At 35.2% G+C, this 25,399-nt stretch carries 22 protein-coding genes, 1 tRNA gene and 1 pseudogene; 9 read left to right on the forward strand and 15 right to left on the reverse strand.

What is annotated here, in order from left to right; translation table 11 throughout:
- The first annotated feature begins 445 nt into the window (after window positions 1-445).
- From gap to QUS22_RS00960, 3 genes are all read left to right on the forward strand, one after another.
- A complete protein-coding gene (gene gap / locus QUS22_RS00950) occupies window positions 446-1,486 on the forward strand; it encodes a type I glyceraldehyde-3-phosphate dehydrogenase (RefSeq protein WP_289513123.1) in 1,041 nt (346 codons plus the stop codon).
- On the forward strand, window positions 1,483-2,241 hold the full coding sequence (gene tatC, locus QUS22_RS00955; RefSeq protein WP_289513124.1) for a twin-arginine translocase subunit TatC: 759 nt from the start codon (window positions 1,483-1,485) through the stop codon (window positions 2,239-2,241). The genes gap and tatC overlap by 4 nt, the downstream gene beginning before the upstream one ends.
- 920 nt (window positions 2,242-3,161) lie before the next feature.
- On the forward strand, window positions 3,162-3,374 hold the full coding sequence (locus QUS22_RS00960) for a hypothetical protein (RefSeq protein ID WP_289513125.1): 213 nt from the start codon (window positions 3,162-3,164) through the stop codon (window positions 3,372-3,374).
- A 1,434-nt stretch (window positions 3,375-4,808) separates the two neighbouring features.
- On the opposite strand, the gene QUS22_RS00965 is transcribed toward QUS22_RS00960, so the two are convergent.
- The 6 genes from QUS22_RS00965 to QUS22_RS00990 all read right to left on the reverse strand — a co-directional run bounded on the left by QUS22_RS00965 (window position 4,809) and on the right by QUS22_RS00990 (window position 13,573).
- Window positions 4,809-7,754 carry a YhdP family protein gene (locus QUS22_RS00965; protein WP_289513126.1) on the reverse strand — a complete coding sequence of 982 codons (2,946 nt, stop codon included), beginning with the start codon at window positions 7,752-7,754 and terminating at the stop codon, window positions 4,809-4,811.
- A complete protein-coding gene (rnhA, locus tag QUS22_RS00970) occupies window positions 7,747-8,184 on the reverse strand; it encodes a ribonuclease HI (RefSeq protein WP_289513127.1) in 438 nt (145 codons plus the stop codon). The genes QUS22_RS00965 and rnhA overlap by 8 nt, the downstream gene beginning before the upstream one ends.
- Window positions 8,185-8,376: 192 nt before the next feature.
- Window positions 8,377-9,264, reverse strand: coding sequence for a heme o synthase (locus tag QUS22_RS00975; protein ID WP_289513128.1), 888 nt, complete (start codon window positions 9,262-9,264; stop codon window positions 8,377-8,379).
- 1 nt (window position 9,265) lies between these two features.
- The gene (ctaD, locus tag QUS22_RS00980; protein WP_289513129.1) at window positions 9,266-10,816 is read right to left on the reverse strand and encodes a cytochrome c oxidase subunit I; all 1,551 of its coding nucleotides are present in this window, start codon (window positions 10,814-10,816) and stop codon (window positions 9,266-9,268) included.
- A gap of 15 nt (window positions 10,817-10,831) precedes the next feature.
- Window positions 10,832-11,596 carry a cytochrome c oxidase subunit II gene (coxB, locus tag QUS22_RS00985; RefSeq protein ID WP_289513130.1) on the reverse strand — a complete coding sequence of 255 codons (765 nt, stop codon included), beginning with the start codon at window positions 11,594-11,596 and terminating at the stop codon, window positions 10,832-10,834.
- 531 nt (window positions 11,597-12,127) lie between these two features.
- On the reverse strand, window positions 12,128-13,573 hold the full coding sequence (locus QUS22_RS00990; protein WP_289513270.1) for an HlyD family type I secretion periplasmic adaptor subunit: 1,446 nt from the start codon (window positions 13,571-13,573) through the stop codon (window positions 12,128-12,130).
- A 304-nt stretch (window positions 13,574-13,877) separates the two neighbouring features.
- Between QUS22_RS00990 and fabG the strand changes: the two genes are divergently transcribed.
- Both fabG and QUS22_RS01000 read left to right on the forward strand, forming a co-directional pair.
- On the forward strand, window positions 13,878-14,612 hold the full coding sequence (gene fabG, locus QUS22_RS00995; protein ID WP_289513131.1) for a 3-oxoacyl-[acyl-carrier-protein] reductase: 735 nt from the start codon (window positions 13,878-13,880) through the stop codon (window positions 14,610-14,612).
- 99 nt (window positions 14,613-14,711) lie between these two features.
- On the forward strand, window positions 14,712-15,059 hold the full coding sequence (locus QUS22_RS01000; RefSeq protein ID WP_289513132.1) for a TrbC/VirB2 family protein: 348 nt from the start codon (window positions 14,712-14,714) through the stop codon (window positions 15,057-15,059).
- A 13-nt stretch (window positions 15,060-15,072) separates the two neighbouring features.
- Here the strand turns inward: QUS22_RS01000 and QUS22_RS01005 are convergent, their stop codons facing one another.
- From QUS22_RS01005 to QUS22_RS01040, 8 genes and pseudogenes are all read right to left on the reverse strand, one after another.
- Entirely contained in the window at window positions 15,073-16,365 is a 1,293-nt protein-coding gene (locus QUS22_RS01005; RefSeq protein WP_289513133.1) for a M48 family metalloprotease, read from the reverse strand.
- Between the two features lie 62 nt (window positions 16,366-16,427).
- Window positions 16,428-17,090: a 3,4-dihydroxy-2-butanone-4-phosphate synthase gene (gene ribB, locus QUS22_RS01010; protein ID WP_289513134.1), complete on the reverse strand. Its 663-nt coding sequence runs from the start codon at window positions 17,088-17,090 to the stop codon at window positions 16,428-16,430.
- Window positions 17,091-17,093: 3 nt separating this feature from the next.
- Window positions 17,094-17,588 (reverse strand): transcription elongation factor GreA, encoded by a 495-nt coding sequence (greA, locus tag QUS22_RS01015; RefSeq protein WP_289513135.1) that lies wholly within the window; start codon window positions 17,586-17,588, stop codon window positions 17,094-17,096.
- A 9-nt stretch (window positions 17,589-17,597) separates the two neighbouring features.
- On the reverse strand, window positions 17,598-19,139 hold the full coding sequence (gene atpA, locus QUS22_RS01020) for a F0F1 ATP synthase subunit alpha (protein ID WP_289513136.1): 1,542 nt from the start codon (window positions 19,137-19,139) through the stop codon (window positions 17,598-17,600).
- Entirely contained in the window at window positions 19,136-19,696 is a 561-nt protein-coding gene (gene atpH, locus QUS22_RS01025) for an ATP synthase F1 subunit delta (protein WP_289513137.1), read from the reverse strand. The genes atpA and atpH overlap by 4 nt, the downstream gene beginning before the upstream one ends.
- 438 nt (window positions 19,697-20,134) lie before the next feature.
- Window positions 20,135-20,428, reverse strand: a pseudogene (locus QUS22_RS01030) (TrbC/VirB2 family protein); the annotation flags it as partial.
- Window positions 20,429-20,792: 364 nt separating this feature from the next.
- Window positions 20,793-21,911, reverse strand: a complete 1,119-nt coding sequence (dnaJ, locus tag QUS22_RS01035; RefSeq protein WP_289513138.1) for a molecular chaperone DnaJ — start codon at window positions 21,909-21,911, stop codon at window positions 20,793-20,795.
- 83 nt (window positions 21,912-21,994) lie between these two features.
- A tRNA-Arg gene (locus QUS22_RS01040) sits at window positions 21,995-22,069 on the reverse strand.
- Window positions 22,070-22,259: 190 nt separating this feature from the next.
- On the opposite strand from QUS22_RS01040, the gene QUS22_RS01045 reads away from it, so the two are divergent.
- The 3 genes from QUS22_RS01045 (at window position 22,260) to QUS22_RS01055 (ending at window position 23,460) form a co-directional block, all read left to right on the forward strand.
- Window positions 22,260-22,556 carry a TrbC/VirB2 family protein gene (locus tag QUS22_RS01045; protein WP_410543817.1) on the forward strand — a complete coding sequence of 99 codons (297 nt, stop codon included), beginning with the start codon at window positions 22,260-22,262 and terminating at the stop codon, window positions 22,554-22,556.
- A 116-nt stretch (window positions 22,557-22,672) separates the two neighbouring features.
- Window positions 22,673-22,999: a TrbC/VirB2 family protein gene (locus QUS22_RS01050; protein ID WP_289513139.1), complete on the forward strand. Its 327-nt coding sequence runs from the start codon at window positions 22,673-22,675 to the stop codon at window positions 22,997-22,999.
- A gap of 164 nt (window positions 23,000-23,163) precedes the next feature.
- On the forward strand, window positions 23,164-23,460 hold the full coding sequence (locus tag QUS22_RS01055; protein WP_410543814.1) for a TrbC/VirB2 family protein: 297 nt from the start codon (window positions 23,164-23,166) through the stop codon (window positions 23,458-23,460).
- Between the two features lie 646 nt (window positions 23,461-24,106).
- On the opposite strand, the gene ygfZ is transcribed toward QUS22_RS01055, so the two are convergent.
- Complete coding sequence (gene ygfZ / locus QUS22_RS01060; RefSeq protein WP_289513140.1) at window positions 24,107-24,904, reverse strand: CAF17-like 4Fe-4S cluster assembly/insertion protein YgfZ; 798 nt, start codon at window positions 24,902-24,904, stop codon at window positions 24,107-24,109.
- A gap of 153 nt (window positions 24,905-25,057) precedes the next feature.
- On the opposite strand from ygfZ, the gene QUS22_RS01065 reads away from it, so the two are divergent.
- Window positions 25,058-25,339, forward strand: coding sequence for a co-chaperone GroES (locus tag QUS22_RS01065; RefSeq protein WP_289513273.1), 282 nt, complete (start codon window positions 25,058-25,060; stop codon window positions 25,337-25,339).
- Window positions 25,340-25,399 lie beyond the last annotated feature (60 nt).

Genomic DNA, 25,399 nt, shown 5'->3' on the forward strand with positions numbered 1-25,399 from the left:
TTCCAGTGCTTCTCTTCTATCATCCTAGCATATAATGCACAACTGTACGAACATTATGATTCGAGCCTGCCGGCAGGGTATTATTCAAGTAGCTGAAACTGGGATGACATCGTCCTATTTCCTATATCCCAGTTTCAGCTACTTGGATGACATCTCTCTCAAACTCTTAAAACTGCAATCAATCTAAATACTAAGAAATTTACCAAATAGGAAAAAAGGCAAACAAAACACCAGGTAGTGAGTTTGACCCTCTAATACTTTAAATTGGCGCTGTAATAATGTGCTGACGCTTAGTTTAAGCTTGACTTGGCTGAATGTAGAAAAAATTTAAAAGACATGCAGCCCTAATAATTTGATGTAATTTGCATAAAATACCTTAAGTTTTTTACTGAACTTTTGAAATATCGAGTAATATTCTCTATAATTAAACTTTTTAGATGAAGAGATGAAAATTCGTGTAGGAATTAATGGCCTTGGCAGAATAGGCAGAAGTGTATTGCGTGCTATTTTTGAAGTAGAAAAATATGGTGAACAAATAGAAGTCGTAGCTGTAAATGGGTCACTCAGTGCTGAGCAGCACGCACATTTGATTAAGTATGATTCTGTTCATGGCAAATTTAATGGTGATATTGATTTTAACGAGCCTGAGAATTGGATTTTTATAAATGGCAGAAAGCTTTTTTTATATAGAGAACGGAGCCCTGAAAATATCCCTTGGAATGTCGATGTAGTACTCGAATGCACTGGCGCGTTCAACAAACGTGCAGAAGCAATGAGGCATAAAGCAGAGAAAATAATCGTCTCTGCTCCAGTTGTAGATAGCGATGTAACTATAGTTTATGGTGTAAATAACGATATGCTCAAAAAAGAGTATAAGGTGATATCAGCAGGTTCTTGTACTACTAATTGCCTTGCTCCGATTGTAAAAGTTCTACACTCTAATTTAGGTATAAAAAGCGGTTTTATGACTACTATACACGCCTATACAAACGATCAAAATGTTCTTGATAGTAATCATAAGGACTTACGCAGAGCAAGGGCTTGCGGATTATCTATGGTGCCAACTACAACTGGAGCAGCAAAAACAATTGGTTCTGTCATTCCTGAATTAAAAGGAAAGCTAGATGGTACTGCAGTCAGAGTTCCTGTTAGCAATGTTTCTATGGTCGACTTTACATTTACTACCAATAAAAAGGCAACGGCTGAAGAAATAAATGAAATGTTTAAAGATGCAGCTCTCTCCACATCATTCCAGCGCGTGACGCTGGAATCTAATTGGATAGCAAAAAACCCTTCTGTACTTTCTGTATGCAAGGAACCTTTAGTTTCAATAGACTTTGTGCACAACCCTTACAGTGCGATTGTGGATTTAGCCGGTACATATGTCACAGGTGATATCTATAGAGTTGCAGCATGGTACGATAACGAATGGGCTTTTTCACTGAGAATGTTAGACATAACATTATTGTGTTATAATAGAGTATGAACAGCAATCCATACAAATACGCTTCATTTTATGAGCATTTCGCAGAGCTAAGAAGAAGGGTTATTTCTTGCTTTCTATTTTTTTGCATTGCTTTTGGTTTTTGTTACTACTTTAAAGAAAGTATATATCGTTTTTTACTTGCACCTCTAATAGATATTACAAAAGATAGTGATGGCTTTTCTTTAATCTATACAGACTTAACAGAAGCGTTTTTTGTATATCTCCGAGTTGCATTAATGAGCGCACTTTTGTTCTCTTTTCCCGTGTTTGCATGGCAATTCTATATGTTTTTAGCACCTGGATTATATAAAAGTGAAAGGGCAGTGTTGTTACCATACTTAATTGCAACACCAGTTTTGTTTATAACGGGAGGCGCTGTAGTTTATTACTACATATTTCCTTTGGCCTGGAAGTTTTTTATTGCTTTTGAACATAGCAGCAAATCTTTCGGTATACCAATAGAGTTTATGCCGTCAGTTAGCGAATATTTAGACCTTGTTCTTCAATTCATGTTTGCGTTTGGCACTGCATTTCAAATTTCAGTCATACTCACGTTAATGGTTAAAGTCGGGTTACTTACCGCGCAAAGTTTATCAAATAAACGCAAAATTGCAATAGTGATAATTTTTATTATTGCTGCAATCTTAACTCCACCTGATGTACTAAGCCAAATAGGGCTTGCTGTACCAATGTTGATTTTATACGAACTATCCATCCTAGTGTGTAGATATATTGAAAAGAAGACAAAGGCTTAGATAATTAAAGTTACACGGACAGAGCATTTAAAGAACAAGTTTAATGAGCTGCTGAAGAAGAACGACTCTATAAATAACATTTCTTGCTCAAGCACGAGCACCTTTTTCTTGTTTGAGTATGTGAGTGACCTATAGTACCTTATGGTTTCTTGACTTTTTTGCTGAAATTATACGTAATACTTCAACTTAAGCTCTTATGAAGGTATTATATGTTAGGTTTAACAGAAGAACAAGAGAATTTGTATAATCGGTTAAAAAAGCAATAGGAGACCATGAAGATGTCGCTTGCTGTCTTAGCTACATTTCTTAATGACCAGAAAAGCATTAAAGCTGTTTTAGATGCGGCTGCTAATGAGAGGAATATATTATACAAAAGGTTCTTATTACACAGTTTCCAAAAAACAAAGCAAAAACTACTAATAAACCAATAATGATTGGTGGTGTTGTGGTGTTATAGCTGCGTTGGCAGTCGGTGGTAGATGTGCTTTGCCGCTAACGTTGGATTACCAACATTGCCTATATTTGACATAGCTGTAGCTACCGAGTTGGCAGTTGGATTGTTGCTGGTGGTATTACATATACAATATCAAAACCTAGTAATAAACTAGAAGAACACAGAACAAGGCTATCACTCTGACAGTATAAAGCATTACAGTTAAAATAAGTAGGAGGAAGAAGGAAAGACAATCTTCTTTCTTTTCTCAACCACTTCAAAGGTACTAATTTTCTTATTTAAACATAATTGGGGTTATTCACAGCATTAATATTTCCCTCTAAGTGCTAACCTGAAGGTTCGGCAAGTTGCGGGTTGAAAGGTGGGTTTCTTAATATCGAAAATTACATAACATATATTATGGAAATAAAGTAAAGATATTCAATTTGACTAGCACTGGAAAAGTAATTATACTGTTGTACAACTGATGGTGGTAATATATGATAGACCTTATAAATTTTTTCACGAAAATAATTTCTTCGAGGAAGGCATTAATTACACTATTTGTATAGATGGTAATTGCGTGGACGTTACCGGAAAACTTATCACACATTGTTATGTATCTGACGTTCCACATTTTCGTGAATACACCCTTTCTAGTAATGCGATAAGGAAAGAATCCGTATCTTTTGACTCGTAATGCTTAACAATAACTAAGTATTGGGCTACTGAAGTGCTTACCTTGTGACATACAAGGTAAATGAAAACAGTGGTTGATTGTTTGACTGTAAGGATAAGATAACATTTAAGGCAAGCTATGCAAATTCATCGTCATCTCAACAGGCCATTACTGTTAGTACTCAAAAAAAATAAGCAGTGAGGGCATGCCTAGGCCCAAAGTTTGCTACCCTGTTGAACAGGTACAATAGGATTACATATAATATAAGATAACAGAGCCATAGGTTCTCCTTCAGTAGCATCAGCAGATGACTACGAGTAGTTTATAAGTCTGAAATATAAGTTAATGAATTATTACAATTTTTACTAGGATAATAATATAGCAAAGATTTAATAGTGAGATGCGAGGAATGAGAAAAACAAAAATCATCATGGCTGCGTAAAAGATGGCACTTGCGGGCAATCTATACAAAGTTGTGAAGTTGGTAATACAGACATTTCTTTTTTTGATAATAACAGAAACTTAATTACCAAAGTGCCCATACTGTCAAAATATTCTTGTAAGAAATACGGAAATCGATTGTACAAAGAAGCCGAGTCAAAGCAGTTCCATTGTTCTCCGACTAATATATACGATATATTGCCTAACAGCTTTACCGTTAAGTACCAATATATAAATTGTACTGTAAAATACGATAACTTATCTGAGCAGGAACAAGATCAAATAGAAACGGACATTAAAACCGCCTAGAGGCATTTAAAGAAAAGTTTTACTTGGAAAAACAGCAACTTAAATTACGATATAACAGCTTATATTTTCAACAACAGAAACGATTATACAAAGTATAATGACTTTTTAGGTATAAACGAGGATGGTGGTCGTGGTTATATTACAAGAGGAGTAACAGATTGTCAGAATATTCTAACATATAAACAAAATTCCATGGATTTTGTTCTAGGCCATGAGCTAGATCACATATTTCAATTACGTTTTTCACCACCAGCAACAACCCAAACCTTGAATCTTGTTGATACTGAACTCATAGCAAATGTCATTGGACGAGAGGTGGAAGAAAAAAACCATAAAGCCATGCTTTAACAAAACAGAGTCGTACTTACAAAAAAGCCACATGAAATAGACAACACAAGTCCAGAGCAAAAACACACAGGCTCAAAAGAAGAACAAAGTAAGGTAGAAGAGGAAAACAGTAGCCAGCAAGACACTCAGCAACCCAGTAGCCTTGGCCATCCAATATTATTTCCAAGTATTCAGCTACATTATTGATTCTATTTCATCACTTTTCTCCTGGTTATTTGGATCTAAAGAGGAAGATCCTAATCAACAACCTGATCGAAAATCCGGTAATAATCTTTCTTTATTTGAGTTTGATGCTAATGAGTTAGGTCGCGATGTTAGGTCAAATAACCACTTATTAGACAATCATAATCATTTTTTCTATCTAAATTTCTTTTTCACACCGCCTTTTAAGCTGCTGATGATAGCTTCGTTAGTTTTAGTCATAGCGTGATCAAACACTCCCAATAATCTTTTCAACAGGCTTGGGGTTAGCGAAGAAATAGGATTAACAGATACGTTACTACTTTTGTCATCACCATTTGCTTTGTAGTCTATTGAAATAATTCCCCTACTTTTTCCACCAGTAAGAAGTTTTCCAATTATAGGAATTTTTAACAAAGATTTATTAATTGAGTACGCTGGTATTACTTGTCCTTCAACTTGGAATTTATAATCCTTGATATCAAGCTTGCCAATAGTGCTAATACCTAACTCCGCCCCTTCAAGCCAAGACTCTTCAATTTCAACAGTACCATCTTTGTATGAAAAAGGCGCATAGCATCTATAAAAGTATACACCTTCGTTTTTTATGGCATTTACGATACCTGGCAGTGAAGACATCGATAACAAGGTAGTAAGTAGTGGAGCATCTTTGATGTAGAAATTGCTAATAGATAACTTACCATAGTGTTCTCCACTTTCTCTCTGAGGAGATAGATAAAAAGACAATTTGCCGTTTTTGATTGATTTACTAATGCCTAAAGAACGCAAAAGCATACCTGAATTATCTGCATACATTTCGAGCCCTATTCCACTGTATTCTGCTAGCATATTACTGTTATCTTCCAAAAACTGTCCTGTAAATTGACTTCCATTGCAATCACCTTTAGTACAGATTATATTGAGCTTGGCATTTTTGATAACAACGCCTTCTCTCATAATTACATTGTCAACATTCATACTAACTTCTATGTCACTGTTTAACCCATTACTATTTTTACCAAGTAAACCCAAAATGTCACCCAAGTTAACTTTCTCACCATAAATAGTTATAATATTTTTTCCCTTGCCTAATTTAATTTCTATACTAAAATCATTATCAGGTAATTTAAAGTTGCTGGAATTCAAATATAAAGCTCCGTTTTCTACTTTTCCGCCAAATTTTATATCTAAGTCGCCCCCTACAACATCTAACTTGTCTATCAACAATTCACCAGCTCCTTTTAACCTTGTAGAAAACAAAATTTTATTGTGATCTTCAAAATGATTTTTCCACCCTAAGTAGCTTGAACGTGACTCAAGCTCTGATAAATCTATACTACCATTAACATACCCTGTTTTATCTTGATTTATCAGTGATTCTATATTTGCGTTGACGTAGCCATCATCAAGTTTTAGTATTTGAGCAGGTAAATCTCCGGTTAAATTCCAGGTAAAACCCTCATTTTTGTTGCTACTTTTTAGGTCAAATAACAGTTGTGTATTATTCACCATACCACTGCCATTTAAATCAAAAAAGTCTCTACCAAAATCAATCTTAATGTCGTATTTACCAAGACTTGCACCATAGATAACTAGGTCGTCAATTTCAGAATGAAAATTCGCTGAAAAATCTACTTTTTTGTCATCAGCATTTAAGTTAAAAATGCGAAAACTGAATACAGATTTTGCTATTCCACCTATCTTGTCCCTTGTAGTCTTAATTATATCATCCAGCTTAAACTTTATAGGCTCATATAAACCGTATGCATCACTTACAGCCTGACCATTAATGATTAGAATTGAATCTTCCTTATCGAGAGAGTTCATTTCAATATCACCGCCGTCAATAGTGAAATTCTGAAACTTAGCGTTATTCACAGTAATTTTGAGATTGTTGTTCCTGAGAATTAAATCACCATTTAATTCCTTTACTTGTTCAAAATCTTCATCAAATCTGACGCTGCCGTTTTCTATATCAGCAACAATCACAATGTCTGATAGATCATTATTAATTAAGCTGTTGATTTTACCGTTGAAACTTATAACTGTATTTACAATATCTCCATCAATATTATTACAATACCAGTTTTTAAATTCACTGTTCACTATACCATCTGGTATATAAGTACACAAATCTTTTGCAGCAAATTTACTAACATTAACTCTAAGCAGAGCATTATTTGTACTAAAGTTCATTTTGCCCATCAAAGAGAGATATGCACCGTTTAGGTTGAAGTGAAAGTTTTTTACACTAATGATTCCATCGCTATATGTTAAATTTACATTCACATTAGTCATAGCCAAGCTTTTATCCGAATGATTCTCTGTATTTAATACATATATATTCCCATCCACAACTTCATCTTTTCCATTAATTCTCATTGAAAAGTTTCCTTTGAATCCTATATCTTTACCCAAATTGTAATTTTTAACTAGCGTGGAAAACTCGCTAAATGGTTCCAATTTTAGGTTATAAAACGTTCCATGCATATTTAGCAAATTGTTGTGATTTTTTATTGTAATAGATAAATCACCCAAAACCCCTTTTTCATCTTTTGTATAAACATGAACATCCAAAATATTGGAATCTTCCCCCTTCCCTACGTATAGTTTGTCAATAAAAAATTCACCTTCCGTACTTTTGCTGATGGCAATGTTAATAATTTCAATTTTTGAACCTGCATTTAAGTCAAAAAAGAATTCCCTTACTACTTTCAAGGAATTTGTCAGATTAAAGTTGACTGCTTTAAAGTCAGTTTTTTCCTTGTTGATACACACATACACATTATCAGCTGAAACTTGAGAGAATTTTATATTAGCTTTAAGCAAGGAACTGAACTTAAAATGCACAAAAAGGTTAGGAATTTTTATAGAAAAATCAGGATGTGCTATTTTTAAGCCTGTAACGACTAGATACGGATCTTTGCCATTTTTCTGCCAAACAATTGAGGCATTTTCCATATTGACACCTGAGTTGGCAAACACTCTCGATATTTTATTCTTTACGCAAAAATTGATATAACTAATATTAATTTCTAAAGGACTCTCGCCTTTAAAAAAAATAAAGGAGCAAAATGTAAACAATAAAACTGTAGAAAATAATATAGTGATTTTTTTAAGCATCGATTATTGCTTTTTTTGCTAAACTATCAGCCTCCTCATTGTATTTATCGCCATCATGTGCTTTAACCCACTTCCAGTTAATCTCATGCTGTGAGGCAACATTATCCAATTCTTTCCATAATGTCATGTTTTTTACTGATTTTTTGTTACTTGTTTTCCAACCGTTCATTTTCCACGTATTTATCCATTTCGTTATGCCATATTTTACATAGAGGCTATCCGTATATAAATTAATATTACAAGAAAATTTTAATGCCTTCAGTCCATTGATCACTGCTGTTAACTCCATTTTATTGTTTGTAGTATTTTCCTCTCTACCATAAACATCCTTTCTATAATTTTGAAATAATACAATTGCTGCCCATCCTCCTATTCCAGGGTTACCAGAACACGCTCCGTCTACGTATATTGTCACTTCCTTTTTATCCATCTTTAACTGTACGAATTGATAAAGTATATAATTGCTTTTATGAAAGGACAATTTTAACTAAACCTATAGGTACAAAGGCAGTTTAAGCCACACCTTTAAATTTTATTATAGAAATACAGAAAAACGTAATAACGAGCACTACTAGAAGGAAAAATAAAAAATAGTTTTTATGTTTCTGCTGTGCTTTCATAGCTAAAAAAAATCAATGGAACAAAAAGTAATACTAGTAAACAGAAAAAACAGATAAGAAATTGAATAAGAAAACATTTTTTTCTGCGAGCTGTGATTCTTGAGCCTCGTAACAGATACGGCATACCAAATAAAAACACAACCTTCAAGGATTGCTATACTTAAGTATAGTAGAGCCTTTTTCAAGAATAGAGCTGGAAGCAAGCTAGTTAACACCAGCAGCACACTATAAATTAATATATATTTTCTTGTCTTTTCTGCGCCATACACAACATTAAACATTGGAATCGATGCTTTTGCGTAGTCCTCAGATTTATTTAAGGATAGAGCCCAAAAATGCGGTGGAGTCCACATAAAAATTATTAAGAATAGAATAAAACTTTCCCAGCTTACAGAGTTAGTCACAGCTGCCCAGCCAATCATTGGAGAAAAAGCACCTGATGCGCCACCGATAACGATGTTTTGCGGAGTGCGTCTTTTGAGCCAAATCGTATATATGAAGACGTAAAATAATATACTAATTGCAAGCAAAACAGCAGAAATATAGTTCACCGCTATTGCCATGATAAATACCGACAATACTCCAAGAGTTACACCAAATTCAAGCGCACTTTCTGCAGAGACTCTACCTGAAGGTATAGGACGATTTTTTGTCCTTTTCATGAGCAAGTCTATGTCTCTATCATACCACATATTTATGGCACCTGCAGACCCTGAACCAAGAGCAATACATATAACAGATACCAGCGCCAGAAAGGGATGCATGCTACCTGGTGCAGCAACTACTCCAGCAACTGCAGTAAATACTACAAGGTACATTATCCTTGGCTTCAGCAAACGCCAGAAATCCAATATTGTTGATTCAACATTTAACGAAGCATTTGTATACATTCTACTTTATCACTGGTGGTTTTTCGAAAGTATGAAAAGGTGGTGGTGCAGATATTGTCCACTCCAAGGTATCACCTCCCCAAGGATTATTTTCAGCTTTCTTGCCCCATTTGAAGAGATGTATAACTATAAAAACAAAAAACATAACTGAAATAAAAGACATGTATGAACCAACTGAGGATACATAATTCCAAGGAATGAACGCATCAGGATAATCGGGTATACGCCTTGGCATACCAGCTAATCCCAGAAAATGCTGAGGTAAGAAAGTGATATTAGTGCTAATAAAAGTGAGCCAAAAGTGTATTTTGCCTAGGTACTCATTGTATTGCTTACCCGACATTTTACTTATCCAATAATAAAAGCCAGCAAAGGCTCCAAACAATGCAGCCAGCGACATAACATAATGAAAGTGAGCAACAACATAATAGGTGTCGTGCAAAAGCTTATCTATTCCACCATGGGACAGAATTATCCCTGTTATACCGCCGCCAACAAACATGAAAATAAAACCTAATGCAAATAGCATAGGGGTTTTAAGCTCAACCGCTCCACCCCACATAGTTGCAATCCAGCTAAAGACTTTTACACCAGTTATAACACCAATGAAAATTGTGGTAGTGCTAAAAAATACAGCAGCATCTTCACTAAGCCCAACAGTAAACATATGGTGAGCCCAAACCATAAAGCCAAATACTGCTATTCCTATCATTGCATAAACCATTCCCATATAACCAAATACAGGCCTATGAGAAAAAGTTGACACGACTTGGCTTATGATGCCAAATGCAGGGAAAATAATTATGTAAACTTCCGGATGACCAAAAAACCAAAACAGATGTTGAAATAATACAGGATCACCCCCGCCAGCAGGATCAAAAAAGGAAGTACCAATATTGCGATCAGTAAGCAGCATAGTTATAGCACCAGCGAGTACCGGCAAAGCGACAATTAGCATAAACGACGTTAATAAAACAGACCAAACAAATAGTGGCATTTTAGTTAATGACATGCCTTTTGCACGCATATTAAATATGGTAACTATAAAGTTAATCGCTCCAACAATTGATGATATACCGGCAATATGGAGAGCAAGTATGGCAAGATCAACTCCTGCACTTGGGTGAGACATAATTTGCGACAAAGGTGGGTATAAAGTCCATCCTGTTCCAGGGCCTTCACCAGCAAATACTGAGAGGATAAGCAAAGTAAAAGATGACACTAACAACCAAAAACTTAGATTATTCATACGAGGAAATGCCATGTCTGGTGCGCCAATCATGAGAGGCACAAACCAATTACCAAATCCCCCCATTAGGGCTGGCATTATCATAAAAAATACCATTATTACCGCATGCCCTGTAACCATTACGTTATATAATTGATAGTTACTGTTGACGATATTAATGTGCATTAGCTGAGTGCGAATAACTACCGATAATAATCCACCAATAATTCCAGCTAATATGGAGAAAATAATGTACAGCGTCCCTATGTCTTTGTGATTAGTAGAAAATAGCCAACGTCTTATACCTTTTGGTACATTACCCATACTTATACTCCAAATTTAACTCACTAACTTTTTATTTTCGATCCACTTATTGAAGTCTTCTCTACTTACTGCCTCAACAACAATTGGCATAAATCCGTGACCCTGACCACATAATTCATAGCACTGCCCGTAATAAATACCTGGCTTTTTGACATTAAACCATGCTTCATTTAGTCTACCTGGTATTGCATCAATTTTTATACCGAAAGCTGGTATTCCCCAACTGTGTATTACATCCCCTGCTGTTACTTGCAAACGAACGTTAGTATTGATGGGTAAAACAACGTTATTATCAACAGAGAATAGTTTCAAATCTCCTTCGATAAAGTCATCTTTTCCCTTGAGATAGCTATCAAACGATACACCTTGATATTCTGGGTATTGATAACTCCAATACCATTGATGACCAATAACTTTTAGTGTTAAATCAAACTTTGGCACCTTTTCCTGTAGCTTAAGTAGTTCAGCATTTTTAAAGGCCAATACCCCAACAATAATCGTTGGTATAACAAACCAGACAATTTCTAAAAGGATATTATGACTAGTTTTACTTATATTCTTCACTTTACTCTTGCGAAAGCGAAATATTACATAAGCAAGCAGTGCCCACACGAAAAGCATTATTACAATCATCACACTCATTACAAATGAATGTGACTTAACTACAATCTCCATTATTTCAGTTGCAGGAGCAGGAAATCCAAATTGCCAAGAAGCAGGAGCAGAAGCAACTGATATATTCGAGTAAAATATTATCAATAATGTAAATAACTTCACCATACTTTTTATTTGTTTTCTGTAAAACTAGTGACACGCTGTATAATAGTATATATAAGCTTACTATGCAAATAGAGATTAGTGATGGTTAATAATTTTTTAGTATTCGATAGGTATAATAATAAGTACTAACTCGAGGAAAAAAGCATTTACATAAATCTATTTTAAGTTAAGTATTTACTTTAAGTAAATTCTATAATAAGTTTAATAGTGTCTGTTACTGCTAATAACCCTCTAGCCTCACACCTAAAAGCAGTAACAGACACTATCAAGCTTTATGACAAATCTATTCATCTGTAAATAAAAGGCCTGCCTTTATTATATAATAAACTACAATTTATTAACTAACTTTTAATATCCGTAGCAGCATACATAATTTATTGGAGTGTTGAAGCACTTGAAACTTGAAGTAAATGCACCTCAGCTTTCCGTAAAAGAAAGTTGAATTATTAGGCTCGGTAAACAAAATTTTTAGAAAAGTCAATAAAATCTTAGCACCACTACAAAAAAAATCTACTTACTTTAACAAGTTAGCTACCTTTCTATAAAAGACCTATCAACTGTTGCTATTATAGGTGTGAACAAGAATGATAGGAGAGTACGGGATTGAGTAACTATATACACTTCTGCCGGCATACCAGGGTATAGGTATACATTTTTGAACTGAGCAAGCTCTGACTTTGGTATTACCACACGTACTGAGTAATAACGTCCTAATCTTGGATCGTCGAGAGCATCAGGAGAAATATGGCTTACTATACCATTAATTAAGCTTAAACGACGTGCACTGTAAGCACTTAACCGGACTTTAACCTTAAACCCTTCTAATCCGTCAATAGAGACCACATTGCTATCTTTTTTTTGTGCTGTCAGTATCTCCTCTATATTTCTAGTCTGAATTTTAGCGTCTATTATTAAATCATCATTAGATGGTACTACGCTCATAATCGGAACTCCAGATTGTATCACACCACCTTCAGTATGGTACCTTATATCTGTAACTATCCCGTCCTGAGGCGATCTAATTACTGTGCGTGCTAATGCATCCTCTGCAACCATTAACCTCTCTCTTAAGTCAGCAATAGATGTACTAACTTCCTTAAATTCAGTATTCGCTCTTTCTTGAGAATCATTTCTCACGTTTATAATTTCTAATTCGTTCTCTCCAATCTTTTGCTGTACTTGAGATATTGCAGCACGATAATGACCAACTCGACCTTCAATTTCAGCAAATTGCTTTTCCAAAGCCAAAATATGTGGCTTGCCTATGTGGCCGCTATTAAAAAGCTGTCTCTTTGTTTCTAATTCCTCAGTTATTAAGTCATATTGTTTGAGAGCTGCATCCAGTTGAGAATTCAGCCCTACTAACTCATCATTTAACTGCTTTATGCGCTGTTGCAGTATGTCAGTTTTTCCTAATATACTCTTGCGTTGGGAATCAAATAATTTTACCTGATTTTTCATGACTTTGTTTGCAAGCTCATTGTTGAATAATTCTTTTATCTCGTTAGGAAATTCAATTGTGTCTAAATCTCCCCTAATAGCAATAAGTCTTGCTTCAGTTGCCAAAAGTGATAAGAGCTTTTCTTTGATTATACTCAAATTTGCCTTCTCGTTAACATCGCTTAACAAAACTAAAGGCTCATCTTTCTTAACTGCTTGGCCATCTTTGACCAAAATTTTACTTATTATCCCCCCGCCTAAGTGTTGAACTATTTTTCTATTCGAAGATACGATAACTTCTCCACTTGCATGCACTGCCCCATCAATTGGAGCTACAGCTGACCAAATACCACCTATTCCAAAAAAGATAAGTATTACTATCAGACCAAAAGATAGTGGTCCCCATGTTACTCTAAGGACCTCATTCACGTTATCGCTTTCACGTTTTAAAATAAAACTGATCATCGCATCAATCAATGCAAACGTTTTATCTAAAAATTTTAGATACTTCTTCTTTTTATTTTTTGTTCCTTGCATGTTTATATCATTACTTTGGCCAAGCAGACCTGTCAAAGGGAATCCAGCGCTAAGTTTTTTAACTTACTTATCATATATTATTGTGAACTTGCGTTAACGTTAAGATAACACACAAAAAAGAAGAATCCATGGCTTAAGTGCTTCACTTAAACTGTAGAACGCCAGAATAAACTATTTAGTAACAATTTCGCTATATTTTGATCTGGCTTAAGCTTTGATAAATATCCAAATTACTTGTGTCATGTGAAGGATCTATTGCCAACTAGTCAATGTTCTGTTAATAATCAGATAAAATGAGGTTATTATGTTTCAACTAGAAGGCAGAAAATTCCTGGTTACTGGTGCATCAGGTGGAATAGGGCAAGCAATTGTGGAAGTTATGTATAAAGCTAGAGCAACCTTATGTATTTCCGGCACAAGAAAAGAAGCCCTTGAAAGAATTGCTAAACAGCATGAAAAGAATATGTATGTACTTCCTTGTGACTTATTAAATACTGAAGAAGTAAATCAGCTAGTAAATAGAGCAAATGAGTTGATGGAAGGCTTTGATGGGCTAGTATGCAATGCAGGCATTACGCAAGATGGCTTATTGCTAAGAATGACAGATGAAGCATGGCACAAAGTGATTGATATTAACTTGAGCTCTACATTTAAGCTCAATAGAGAAGCATGTAAGAAACTAGTTAAGAATAATTGGGGAAGAATTGTAAACATTTCTTCAATAGTAGGGTTAACAGGGAATGCTGGGCAGGTAAATTATGCAGCATCAAAAGCTGGAATAATAGCCATGAGTAAATCTATAGCAAAAGAAGTTGCAAGCCACAATATAACGGTAAATTGCATTGCTCCTGGGTTTATAAATACTAAGATGACTGAAGTTTTAACCGAAAAACAAAAGAAAAAAATACTAGATAATATTCCAATGAAAAGAATGGGCACGGGAGAAGAAGTAGCAGCAGGAGTCCTATTTTTAGCAAGTGATGAAGCAAAATACGTAACAGGGCATGTTCTGAACATTAACGGAGGTTTATTTATGTAGTAGGACCTTGCTTGTGGACAAAATATAAGCTTTACTGTAAAATAAGTATATGTAAATTAAAATTATTTTTTACGCTGGTTTATTATTTAGAGGCAAGAAATGAGTCTTATAGTAAAAAAGTTTCTTAGTGTTTTGTGTGCAGTGCTACTTTTTTCTTTCTCAGGTTACGCAGCTGGAACTGGTAGTGTTAACATGGATGATACAGCTCAAGTAATATGCAATATTATCGGGTATATTTGGGGAATAGGTGGTCCACTCATGACGGTAGTAATAATTGGTGCATCTTTACTTGCAATATTTGGCAGAATGCCTTGGCCAGCTCTCTTTGCTTTAGGTATGTTTTGTGGTGTATTTTTTGGCGCTAAAACGATTATAATGAACGTTATACCTAATATGAGTGATAACGTAAAAGTTATGTTAGAAAAGTGTGGAACACAAAACCCGTAAGAGTGATAGTACACTAAAATACTTTTTGTTGTTCATTAAATTGCTTCATATCTTCAATTTGCAACAAGTAGGGGCTGTCTTTTGGTAAAGTTTTAACAGCTAGTTCAGCATATTTCACAAATTGCTTCAAATTACCTTCAATACAAGCCTTTTTTGTTAAAGAAAAATAATGCATTGCCATATCAGCATTACGTTTATACGCTATGCTTAAATACTTCCAGACGAAGGCATCATTTGGTTCTACACTCACAATTTGCTCCAGGTAAAAAATTGCCTCCTTTACATCACCGTGTAATAATAAAGTATGAGATAACGCAAGTTTTACTAAATAACTGTTCTTCTCAGATAAATACTTAAGCGATTCTTCATACGTTTTTATTGCTTCTCTTAGATTGCCAGCTTTATACAGCATTTCTGCTTTTAATTCATATAAGTATGGATCATTACGTGACTTTTGAACCAGTGAATCAACTATAGCAATTGCCTCTTTTATCTTCCCTTGTCTATAGTGAACTATAGCACTTACATATTCAGAATTACCCGCATATTTATTGGATAACACACGGATAGAAGAAAAGAAAGAATCTAGCTTTGTAACCATACGTTTAAACCTTAGTAATTTATCTGCAAGGATTGGTTTTATATTGTTTTTAACCTTATAATTCTGTACAGTAAATATGCGCTTATCACTAAATGGATGAGTACGGAAATAACCTTCCGTATTTTCATGCTCAATACTTTTGAAATAGTTAAAAACCTCTTTCATACCTGAATTATCATAACCAGATTCATCAAGGTATCTTAAAGCATAGCTATCTGCTACACTTTCTTGCTCTTGAGAATAGTTAAAAAACAACCTTGAGCTGAGTGCTACACCACTCAGCAAAATTGCACTGGCAACCTGGGGATTAATGATAATAGTAGAAACCAACCCTACCACGTAACTGATCATTGCTATTGATTGAAAATAGCCTATAGCACCGCTCATCTGCAATATATGACCAGCAGATATATGAGCAATTTCATGTGCTAATATGCCAAGCAAAACGTAAGGCTCAGTTGAATATTGCAAGAGCCCTAAGTGAATGAAAATACTATTATTAATCACGAAAGCATTAATAGAATTATCATTAATTATGAAAACTTTTATTCGGTCACCACCAATACCCGCAGCAGAAAATAAGGGCTGTGCTAATTCTTTCACCATTGCCTCTACTTCACTATCTCTAATAACGTTAACAGAGTAAGCGCTATTACAGTATGCAAAAAAGAACAGTAAGGTAAAAAACTTAGCAATTTTAGACATGAAAATCCTGCGCTTGTATAAATTTTAGAAATTTTATATTTTAACACTTAAATTATACAAATTTATAAATGCTGGTTTGATTTTTTAACGTAGCTAATAAGTTTATCGATGGTAGTTAACCTAATCTTATGCTGTTCGGCAAATTTGAGCAACTGAGGTAAGCGCATCATAGAACCGTCGTCGTTCACTAATTCACACCCTACAGCTGCGTGATTAAGGCCGACTAACTTTGCTATTTCAACACTTGCTTCAGTATGACCGTTGCGTGCTAAAACTCCACCATCGTTTGCAATAATGGGAAAAACATGACCAGGAGTAATAATATCGTCTTTAGTGCTCCTCTCGTCAATAGCAGTAAGTATCGTACGTGTTCTATCATGAGCAGAAACACCTGTTGTAATACTATAACGTGCATCAATCGATGTGGTAAATGCAGTGTGGGGAGTAAGCTTTTCATCTACATTACTTCTTCTCATAAACTCAAGACCCAGCCTACTCATATGAAGTCTTGTCATAGCTAAAAATACAATGCCAGTACCATACCTAACCATGAAAGCTATATGTTCTGGTTCTATTTTTTCAGCTAAGATAATCAAATCACCTTCATTTTCTCTATTTTCATTATCGACTAAAATAAATAATTTACCAGAACGAGCATCCTCTAACACATCTCCCACAGAAGAAATACCAGATAGGCTAGTTGATGCATAGGTACCCTGTACCATAATTTACTTAAATTCAATCTTAACTATTTTATACAACTTCTCTCCACTTGGCACTACCACTTCCACATATTCGCCAACTTTTTTTCCGATTAAAGCACTGCCCAAAGGTGAACTAGTAGATATCAACTGCTGTGAGACATTAGCTTCATATTCACTTACAATTTTATAAACATATTCTACTTCACTGCCGTCATCATTTAACATACTCAATGTCACGGTTGCACCAAACATTACTGAGTCGCCGGACAAACTTTTCACTTCTATTACTTCTGCATGTGAGAGCTTGTTTTCTAACTCCATTATACGGCCTTCAATAAAACCTAACCTTTCTCGTGCAGCATGATACTCTGCATTTTCGGATAAATCGCCTTGATCACGCGCATCAGCAATAGCTTGTATAACGGAAGGTTTTTCTTCCTTTAACCTTTCAAGCTCGGCGTGCATATGTTCCAAACCTCCCCTTGTTATAGGAAACTTCTTAATAATGAATGAAGCCATAACCACTACCTAAACGCAATTAAATTGAGTAACAAAACTACTCACAATGTTAAAAACATCATCTTTTATACCATCACTCATGCTATTTGACAACTTTTTTAAAGTTCCAGGGTGCACAGTATGGAAATAGTTGATAAGATCATATTCGAATTTATTGATGTCACTTATTTGTACTTTGCTTAACTGATCATACAGATTGGAAAAAATGTACATCAGCACTACTTGTTCTTCTATTAACATAGGTGAGTGCTGTTTTTGCTTTAATAGCTCAATAAGATATTTACCTTTATTTAATGATAATTGGACACTAGCATCAAGATCAGAACCAAATTTTGCAAAATCCTCTAATTCTCTATACTGAGCTAAGCTTAGCTTTATAGAACCAGCGACTTTTTTCACAGATTTCAATTGTGCAGCAGAGCCGACTCGCGAAACTGATAAACCTATATTCACTGCAGGGCGAAATCCTTTATGAAATAATTCAGACTCAAGAAAGATTTGCCCATCGGTAATTGAGATCACGTTAGTTGGAACATATGCAGATACATCACCAGCCTGAGTTTCAATAATTGGCAAAGCAGTTAGAGACCCCTGCCCTTTTTCATCAGACATTTTGGCAGCCCTTTCAAGCAAACGAGAATGTACATAGAATATATCACCAGGATAAGCTTCGCGGCCAGGAGGACGCCTAAGTAGCAAGGACATCTGCCTATATGCTACAGCATGCTTAGATAAATCATCGTACACTACCAAGCAATGCATTCCATTATCACGGAAAAATTCTCCAATAGTGCAACCAGCGTAAGGTGCTAGAAATTGCATGGGTGCACAGTCAGATGCACTAGCAACAACTACAGTTGTATACTTTAATGCTCCACTCTCTTTTAGCTTATTTACCACTTTTGCCACTGTTGAAATTCTTTGTCCAATAGCAACATAAACGCAGTAAACTTTTTGATTTTCATCCGATTCGTCGTTAATTTTCCTTTGATTAATGATAGTGTCAAGCGCAACAGTAGTTTTACCAATTTGTCTATCACCAATAATTAATTCACGCTGTCCTCTACCTATTGGAATTAGTAGATCTATAATCTTAATTCCCGTTTGCAGAGGCTCATGTACAGATTTACGATCAATAATGCCTGGTGCTTTAGACTCTATGTCCATTCTATTCTTAGTTCTAATTTCCCCACCGTTATCCATAGGGTGGCCCAACGCATTTACAACTCTTCCCAGCAATTCATGCCCTACAGGTACCCGCATAACGTCACCACTGCATCTTACAGTATGCCCTTCTTTCACGTCACGATCATTACCAAGCACCACTATTCCAGCTGTATCATGATCTAAATCAAGAACTATTCCTTCTACACCACTTTCAAAAAATATCTTCTCACCGAATTTTGCTTTTTCAAGCCCGTAAACCAATGCAACACCGTCAGCCACTGAAATCACTTCACCTATACTTTCTCGCTTTATAGGATTATCAAACGCCTTGACCTTTTCTCTTATTATGTTTACTACCTCAGAAGCATTCATACTGTTTTTCATACACAATTCCTTATTTTCAATATTTCCATTTTACTCAAATCAACCATTCTATCTAAGTAACTTTTCAGTGAAGCATCGATCAAATTAAAGCCATATTTCACCACAAAACCACCTAGTACGGAAGGGTCAACCACATTATTTACTTTTATTATTTTACCAAGAAAGCTCAAAGATTCAGTAATTATTTTTATATCGGATTCCTTTAAAGTCTTTGCTGACTTTATAGTAATTTCCAATTCATTTTCATTTTCTCTTACAAGATTCAAGAATTTTTCTAATATAAGAATTAGTAAACTAGAGCGCCTGTTTGCAAGTACAACCATAATAAATTTCACTAAGCTCTCACTTAAATTTTTATTTATAGAAAGTATCGCTTCTTTTTTACGCTCAAGAGAAGTAATAGGATGAGATAGGTATGTAAAAATATCACGTTGATCTTTAAAAAAAGCCAACAAAAACTCTACTTCTTTTCTTATAATACCCAGCTTATTTTCTGAGATGTAAAACAGCGCCCTAGCATAAGACGAAATTAAATTATTGTATTGGGTCCTTTTCATATTAAATTACCTAATATAGCTCACACGAACTGCTCTATTGCTTGACCACAAGATCCAGCCTAAAAGGCTAGGTTCCAGCTGGCTTTGTTGCATGATAACTAAAAAAACTTAGTGGTTACTGACAAAATTCATTATAAAACAGCCATTTAGCTGTCAAAGGGAAATATGCCAAAAATAATGAGAGTCAGTAATCTAAGTTAAGTATAACAAATCTCTTGAAAAAGAGTGAAGTATTTTTCGTTTTACCAACAACGCAATCGAAAACTGGTATAAAATAGTCCAAAAATGCAGGGCTATTGATAGTGACAGAGTTGCAATATACCAAAACAATGAACTCTGTCGTTCAATTGCAATTATAGTTGTATCTGGTAAAAGCAATTTATTGGCAAAAGAATTTATCTTTTTTCGTCTACTCCACATTCGTCTATAGTAGAAACCTATACCACTAATTAATCTTGTCACGATAGCTTTCGTACCAAAAAACACAGCACAAAATACACCAAGTGCAAAAAGAGCTGGCCAAGGCATTCTGCCAAATATTGCAAGCAAAGCTGCACCTATTATCACTATGGTCATAAGAGGACTACCCATTCCCCAAACGTATTTAATGATATTGCATATTACTTTAGTGGTTGCATCAAGATCATTATCAGCAGCACTGCTCATATGAGAAAAGGAAGTAAATAGTATCATGAGAAAAACACTAAAAACTTTCCTAATTGTAGGGTTCATTCCTATACCTTAAACTTAGACATTGCAATTATATGTAAAATAGTATAACTTTTAATAAAACTAGCATAAAAATCAAGTAAGCTTACGTAGCAATTTTGAGAGCAATCTTCACCAAGAATGGTACTATCCAAGTAGCCGACACACAACTGTATGAACATTGTGATATGATACAATGTTACATAGTAAACAATGTCATTCCAGTGCCAGTTATTTGGATGACACGTTAATTGATTTATAGCAATTCTCCCACTGCAACACGGAAAGATACAAGTTCGTGCAGTTGTGCACTAACTACTAAGGTAATAGAGGTTAATTTAGAAATCTAATAATAATTAACTGCTTTTAATATCATTTAGTAAATTTCTTATTTTTTTTTTACTTTACTAAAGAACCCTTCAGATTGCTGTTGCATATTTGCATTTTCCTCTTCCTCAAGCACTTTTAATAGCTCAATTTGCTTTTTAGTCAAATTCTTTGGATTTAAAGTCTCAACTATCACCTGTACATACAAATCACCGAGAGCGTGTGAGTTCATATACGGCATACCTCTTTCCCTGCAACGTAGTTTGGTACCAGTTTGAGTACCTTCAGGAACTTTTACTTTTATTTTAGCCCCATCAATTGACTGGACATCAATTTCACCACCAAGAACTGCTAATGTCATTCTTATAGGCACTTTACAATGTAAATCTGCTTTATTTCGAGTAAAGATTTTATGTGGAGCGATTTTAACGTACACATATAGATCTCCACTTTTTCCACCTCTTGCTCCCACTTCTCCTTTACCACTTACCCTTACCTTAGCACCTTCTTCTATACCCCTCGGAATTGAAACTGATATATTTACTTCACCTCTTCTGCGTCCATTTCCACCGCATTTTTTGCATTTATTTTGTATTATTTCTCCTTCCCCATAACACGTAACACAAGTTCTTTCGATTGTAAAAAAGCCCTGCTGGGTCCTGATCCTACCGCTTCCTTGGCATGTGTGGCACTGAACTGGCTTAATTGCTCCTTCGCTACCTGTACCTTGACATGTGTCACATTTTACATTTGTGACATAATGTATAGGCGCTTGTATTCCTTTAAAAGCGTCTTCTAAAGCAATTTCAAGATCATAATGTAAGTCTGCCCCAGGCACTCCCATTGTGTTCCTTTTGGGTTTTGATCTACTTGAGCTACCAAACCCTCCACCAAAAAAGTCGTTGAATATGTCACTAAAATCCCCTGCAGAACTAAAACCTTGGCTAAAATCAAATCCACTACCTTCATGCCCGTAACTATCATAACCTGCTCTTTTCTCAGAATCAGACAGAACCTCATATGCAGCTGTTATTTCTTTAAACCTTTCCTCTGCTTCTTTATTACCAGGATTTCTATCTGGGTGGTACTTCAACGCTAATTTTTTATATGCTTTCTTTATCTCATCAATACTGGCATTTCTATCTACTCCCAGCAACTCATAGTAGTCTTTTTTATTCATATAATAGTTCAGTACTTAACCTTTAAAGATAGGTATTTTATACATTAATTTCAAGTGTGGCCCCTGTATATTTAAAAAATGGATGCACCCTGAGCGACTTGAACGCCCGACCTTTTGATCCGTAGTCAAATGCTCTAATCCAACTGAGCTAAGGGTGCCTTTCATAAAAGGAACTTTAGCAGATTTTATAACTTGTTTCAATTAGTTTGGCTAAATAAAATAGGGCACTACAAACCAAAAGCTAAATTGATAGCATGATAAATTTACCAATGTTCTTAACTTAAATTTAATACAGGCTAAGGATAATCTGGCATAAAATAAAAATAATTGGAGGCATAGTGAAAAAAAATTCTTCTATTTATAGCTTTAATTCTCTCTTGTGCACTTGATACAAATGCTGCAAGTAAGACTTCTCCCACCCCAGCAAACAATGAAACATCAACAGTAATATGCAAAATAATAGACTATACTCACAGCTTGGGTGGACCTATGATCATGATAGTGATAACAGGTGCAGCTTTGCTTGCAATATTTAGCAGAATGCTGTGGCCAGCACTTTTTGTGCTTGATGCATTTACTGCTGTGTTCTTCGTAGCCCCTGCAGTTGTAAAAGCAATAAAACAAGATACAATGGTATGCAGATAGAGCCTTCCAGTAATTCTACAGACCTCAAAAAATTTTAAGTAAGTGGTACTTCTAGTATTATTTACTTAAATTTAATCAAAGTGAAGTAGAATAAAACAAAAGTTATTGGAGGTATAATGAAAAAATTTCTTCTACTTGTGGCTTTGATCTTTTCCTTTGCGTTTGATGCGAGTGCTACTAATGGTAACCGTACTTTCACTTCTTACACTTCAACAGTTGATCCAACATCAACAGTAATATGCAATATAATAAAATATACTCAAGGTCTAGGCGGGCCAATGATCACGATAGTGATAATTGGTGCGGCTTTGCTTGCGATATTCGGTAGAATGCCATGGCCAGCACTTTTTGCACTCGGTGCATTTACTGCTGTGTTTTTCGGAGCTCCTGCAGTTGTAAAAGCGATAGCACCAGGTAAAGTAGAAGCATGTCCCACTTCGTAGGAGTGTACTAGCCTTCCTTTAAAGGATCTACAAATCAAAGGTACTAAAAGCTTTGAAAAAAGTTAGGTAAATGATGCTTTTTGCATCATTTACTCAAACCTAATAAAAGTGAAGCAGCATAAAATAGAAATCATTGGAGGTGTAATGAAAAAATTCTTCTATTTGTGGCTTTAATTCTCTCCTTTGCGTTCGACGCAAATGCTGCTGTTGATCAAACATCAAAAGTGATATGCAGTATAATAGGCTATACTCAAGGCTTAGGTGGACCGATGGTTACAATAGTAATAATAGGTGCAGCATTGCTTGCGATATTTGGTAGAATGCCGTGGCCTGCGCTTTTTGCACTCGGTGCATTTACTGCTGTGTTTTTTGGTGTTCCTGCAGTTGTAAAGGCAATAACAGGACAAGAGGCATGCTGCTCTACTGGTCAAACATGGGATTCATCAACCAAGAACATGTAAAACACCATAAGTGCTACAGCTTGAAAAAAACACCAGCTAAATGGCTCTTCTTATAAAGAGCACCATAACTGTATGAACTTGTGACTTGAGAGCAGTCTCTGCTAGTAGGATAGCATCCTAGTACATCCTACGATGTTATCCAAGCATCCCCTATGATGTCATCCCAGTCTCAGCTACTTGGATTACACCTTCCTGGCAGGCTTGAATCACAATGCTCGTATAGTTGTATGTCAAGCGCTGGAGTGAACCCTATATGTTGTGTTTAACAAAAACAAATGCTCGTATTTGGCTTCATGTTAGCTATAAACACTAAGAAATTTACCAAATAAAAAAAAGCAAAGGAAACCCCGTGGCTAGCTAGTTATTCACTATCATTTTATAAGTTGGCGTTTTTAATGTCTTTAAGCGCCTAAACAAGTGCGTTTACAGCACTAGCTGGTAGTAGACAACAATGTAAAGGCATGAGGTGCACATAGTGCAAAAAATTAAACATGACACACCAAATATACTAAGTTTTTTTGTCATTTAATCTGTACAAAGAAGATAATAATTAGCTTCAGTACCATGATTAAGGGGAACGGTGAGAGTTTATCAAGGAGTTTCTTCATTTCTACATAAGGCTTTAATTATGACCTCTTACAACGTCCTAACGTACAGAGATTCTAACCCCTTCAGCATATAAATTTGTATGACTTTTTCCAGTATGAAGTAATGCAAGTCCAATATTGTCTACACTAGAGCGCAGTTCTCCTATTTCCTCATCACTTTCATTTGTTACTTTAGTACCAATATTTGGAAGCGCATTATCCCCCTCAACAAGATGAAGCTTTTTTCTAAATATTTCTTGTCTGCTCATTCGATTTACAACTTCCTGACCTATATAACACCCTTTGTAAAGGCTTATACCGTTTACCTTATCGATTAAACATTGCAGCGGAAATGACGAATTTTGCACCATATCTTTCGTTCCATCTGGAACAAGGTTTTGAATTCTAACTTTTTCATACTGAGTAAAATCCCCAACCGGTTCTTTTATTTCACCCTTAAGTATGACCCTCATTCCCAAAGATTTGTGCCTTGGGTCTTGAAAAATAACTTGTGACTCACTACTACACTTCGTTGACTTAGTATCAAACAAAACTCCAACCTTATATAGTGCACTAACGTCTTTGATCTCCACTCTCAAATAAGTTTTAAGCAAACATAGTTTCTCAATTATTTGCTGTAGGTGCATATTTTCACACTCTAAGAAAATATATTTATTATATTCAACAAGAAAGAAGTCATATAGATATTTTCCCTGAGGGCTAAGTAATAAAGAGTAAATAGCATTTTGGCTATCCAACTTATTAATATCATTCGTTATAATACCCTGCAGGAAATTCCTTGTATCTGGCCCATATAAAGCTATTATACCACGACTTGGTAATGGTATATAATTCATAAAATTTCTGTCAATAAACCCAAACTTTATTATATAACATCATATACATTTCGTCTTCTTATATTTTAAGAATTTTAGCCCTTGAAATCTAATTTACAAGTGCATATATAAACTTATAGGTTAATTTGTTGATGAGGAAAACAAATGTCAAGTATAAACTTAAGTGTATTAGATGATAGTGTTCTAATTAAGCCTATCAGTGAAGAAAAGCAGGGTGGAATTGTGCTCCCATCAAGTGCTGAAAAGAAACCTACTAAAGGTGAAGTTATAGCAACTGGTGAAGGTTCACGCAACTCAAGTGGCGGACGCATAGCTTTAACTGTAAAAGCTGGCGATAAAGTATTTTATCGCCAATGGGCTGGTACGGAGATAGAGCACGGTGATGAAAAGTTTATCGTAATGAAAGAGTCCGATATACTTGCTGTTGTCAAGTAGCAGCCTTTATTTTTACTAAACTAAACAAAGCACAGTATAGTGCATTGTAAGCGATTTTAT

Source organism: Wolbachia pipientis, from assembly GCF_030373985.1.
Lineage (GTDB): Bacteria > Pseudomonadota > Alphaproteobacteria > Rickettsiales > Anaplasmataceae > Wolbachia > Wolbachia pipientis_D.

What these genes read in the sequence shown, in the direction of transcription:
- QUS22_RS00975 (WP_289513128.1), bottom strand. Translation starts at nt 9,264, where the DNA reads ATGTATACAAATGCTTCGTTAAATGTTGAATCAACAATATTGGATTTC.
- dnaJ (WP_289513138.1), bottom strand. Translation starts at nt 21,911, where the DNA reads ATGAATAAAAAAGACTACTATGAGTTGCTGGGAGTAGATAGAAATGCC.
- ygfZ (WP_289513140.1), bottom strand. Translation starts at nt 24,904, where the DNA reads ATGAATTATATACCATTACCAAGTCGTGGTATAATAGCTTTATATGGG.
- ctaD (WP_289513129.1), bottom strand. Translation starts at nt 10,816, where the DNA reads ATGGGTAATGTACCAAAAGGTATAAGACGTTGGCTATTTTCTACTAAT.
- QUS22_RS01050 (WP_289513139.1), top strand. Translation starts at nt 22,673, where the DNA reads ATGAAAAAATTTCTTCTACTTGTGGCTTTGATCTTTTCCTTTGCGTTT.
- coxB (WP_289513130.1), bottom strand. Translation starts at nt 11,596, where the DNA reads ATGGTGAAGTTATTTACATTATTGATAATATTTTACTCGAATATATCA.
- QUS22_RS00960 (WP_289513125.1), top strand. Translation starts at nt 3,162, where the DNA reads ATGGTGGTAATATATGATAGACCTTATAAATTTTTTCACGAAAATAAT.
- greA (WP_289513135.1), bottom strand. Translation starts at nt 17,588, where the DNA reads ATGGCTTCATTCATTATTAAGAAGTTTCCTATAACAAGGGGAGGTTTG.
- rnhA (WP_289513127.1), bottom strand. Translation starts at nt 8,184, where the DNA reads ATGGATAAAAAGGAAGTGACAATATACGTAGACGGAGCGTGTTCTGGT.
- atpA (WP_289513136.1), bottom strand. Translation starts at nt 19,139, where the DNA reads ATGAAAAACAGTATGAATGCTTCTGAGGTAGTAAACATAATAAGAGAA.
- QUS22_RS00965 (WP_289513126.1), bottom strand. Translation starts at nt 7,754, where the DNA reads ATGCTTAAAAAAATCACTATATTATTTTCTACAGTTTTATTGTTTACA.
- QUS22_RS01005 (WP_289513133.1), bottom strand. Translation starts at nt 16,365, where the DNA reads ATGTCTAAAATTGCTAAGTTTTTTACCTTACTGTTCTTTTTTGCATAC.
- QUS22_RS00990 (WP_289513270.1), bottom strand. Translation starts at nt 13,573, where the DNA reads ATGCAAGGAACAAAAAATAAAAAGAAGAAGTATCTAAAATTTTTAGAT.
- ribB (WP_289513134.1), bottom strand. Translation starts at nt 17,090, where the DNA reads ATGGTACAGGGTACCTATGCATCAACTAGCCTATCTGGTATTTCTTCT.
- gap (WP_289513123.1), top strand. Translation starts at nt 446, where the DNA reads ATGAAAATTCGTGTAGGAATTAATGGCCTTGGCAGAATAGGCAGAAGT.
- atpH (WP_289513137.1), bottom strand. Translation starts at nt 19,696, where the DNA reads ATGAAAAGGACCCAATACAATAATTTAATTTCGTCTTATGCTAGGGCG.
- tatC (WP_289513124.1), top strand. Translation starts at nt 1,483, where the DNA reads ATGAACAGCAATCCATACAAATACGCTTCATTTTATGAGCATTTCGCA.
- fabG (WP_289513131.1), top strand. Translation starts at nt 13,878, where the DNA reads ATGTTTCAACTAGAAGGCAGAAAATTCCTGGTTACTGGTGCATCAGGT.
- QUS22_RS01000 (WP_289513132.1), top strand. Translation starts at nt 14,712, where the DNA reads ATGAGTCTTATAGTAAAAAAGTTTCTTAGTGTTTTGTGTGCAGTGCTA.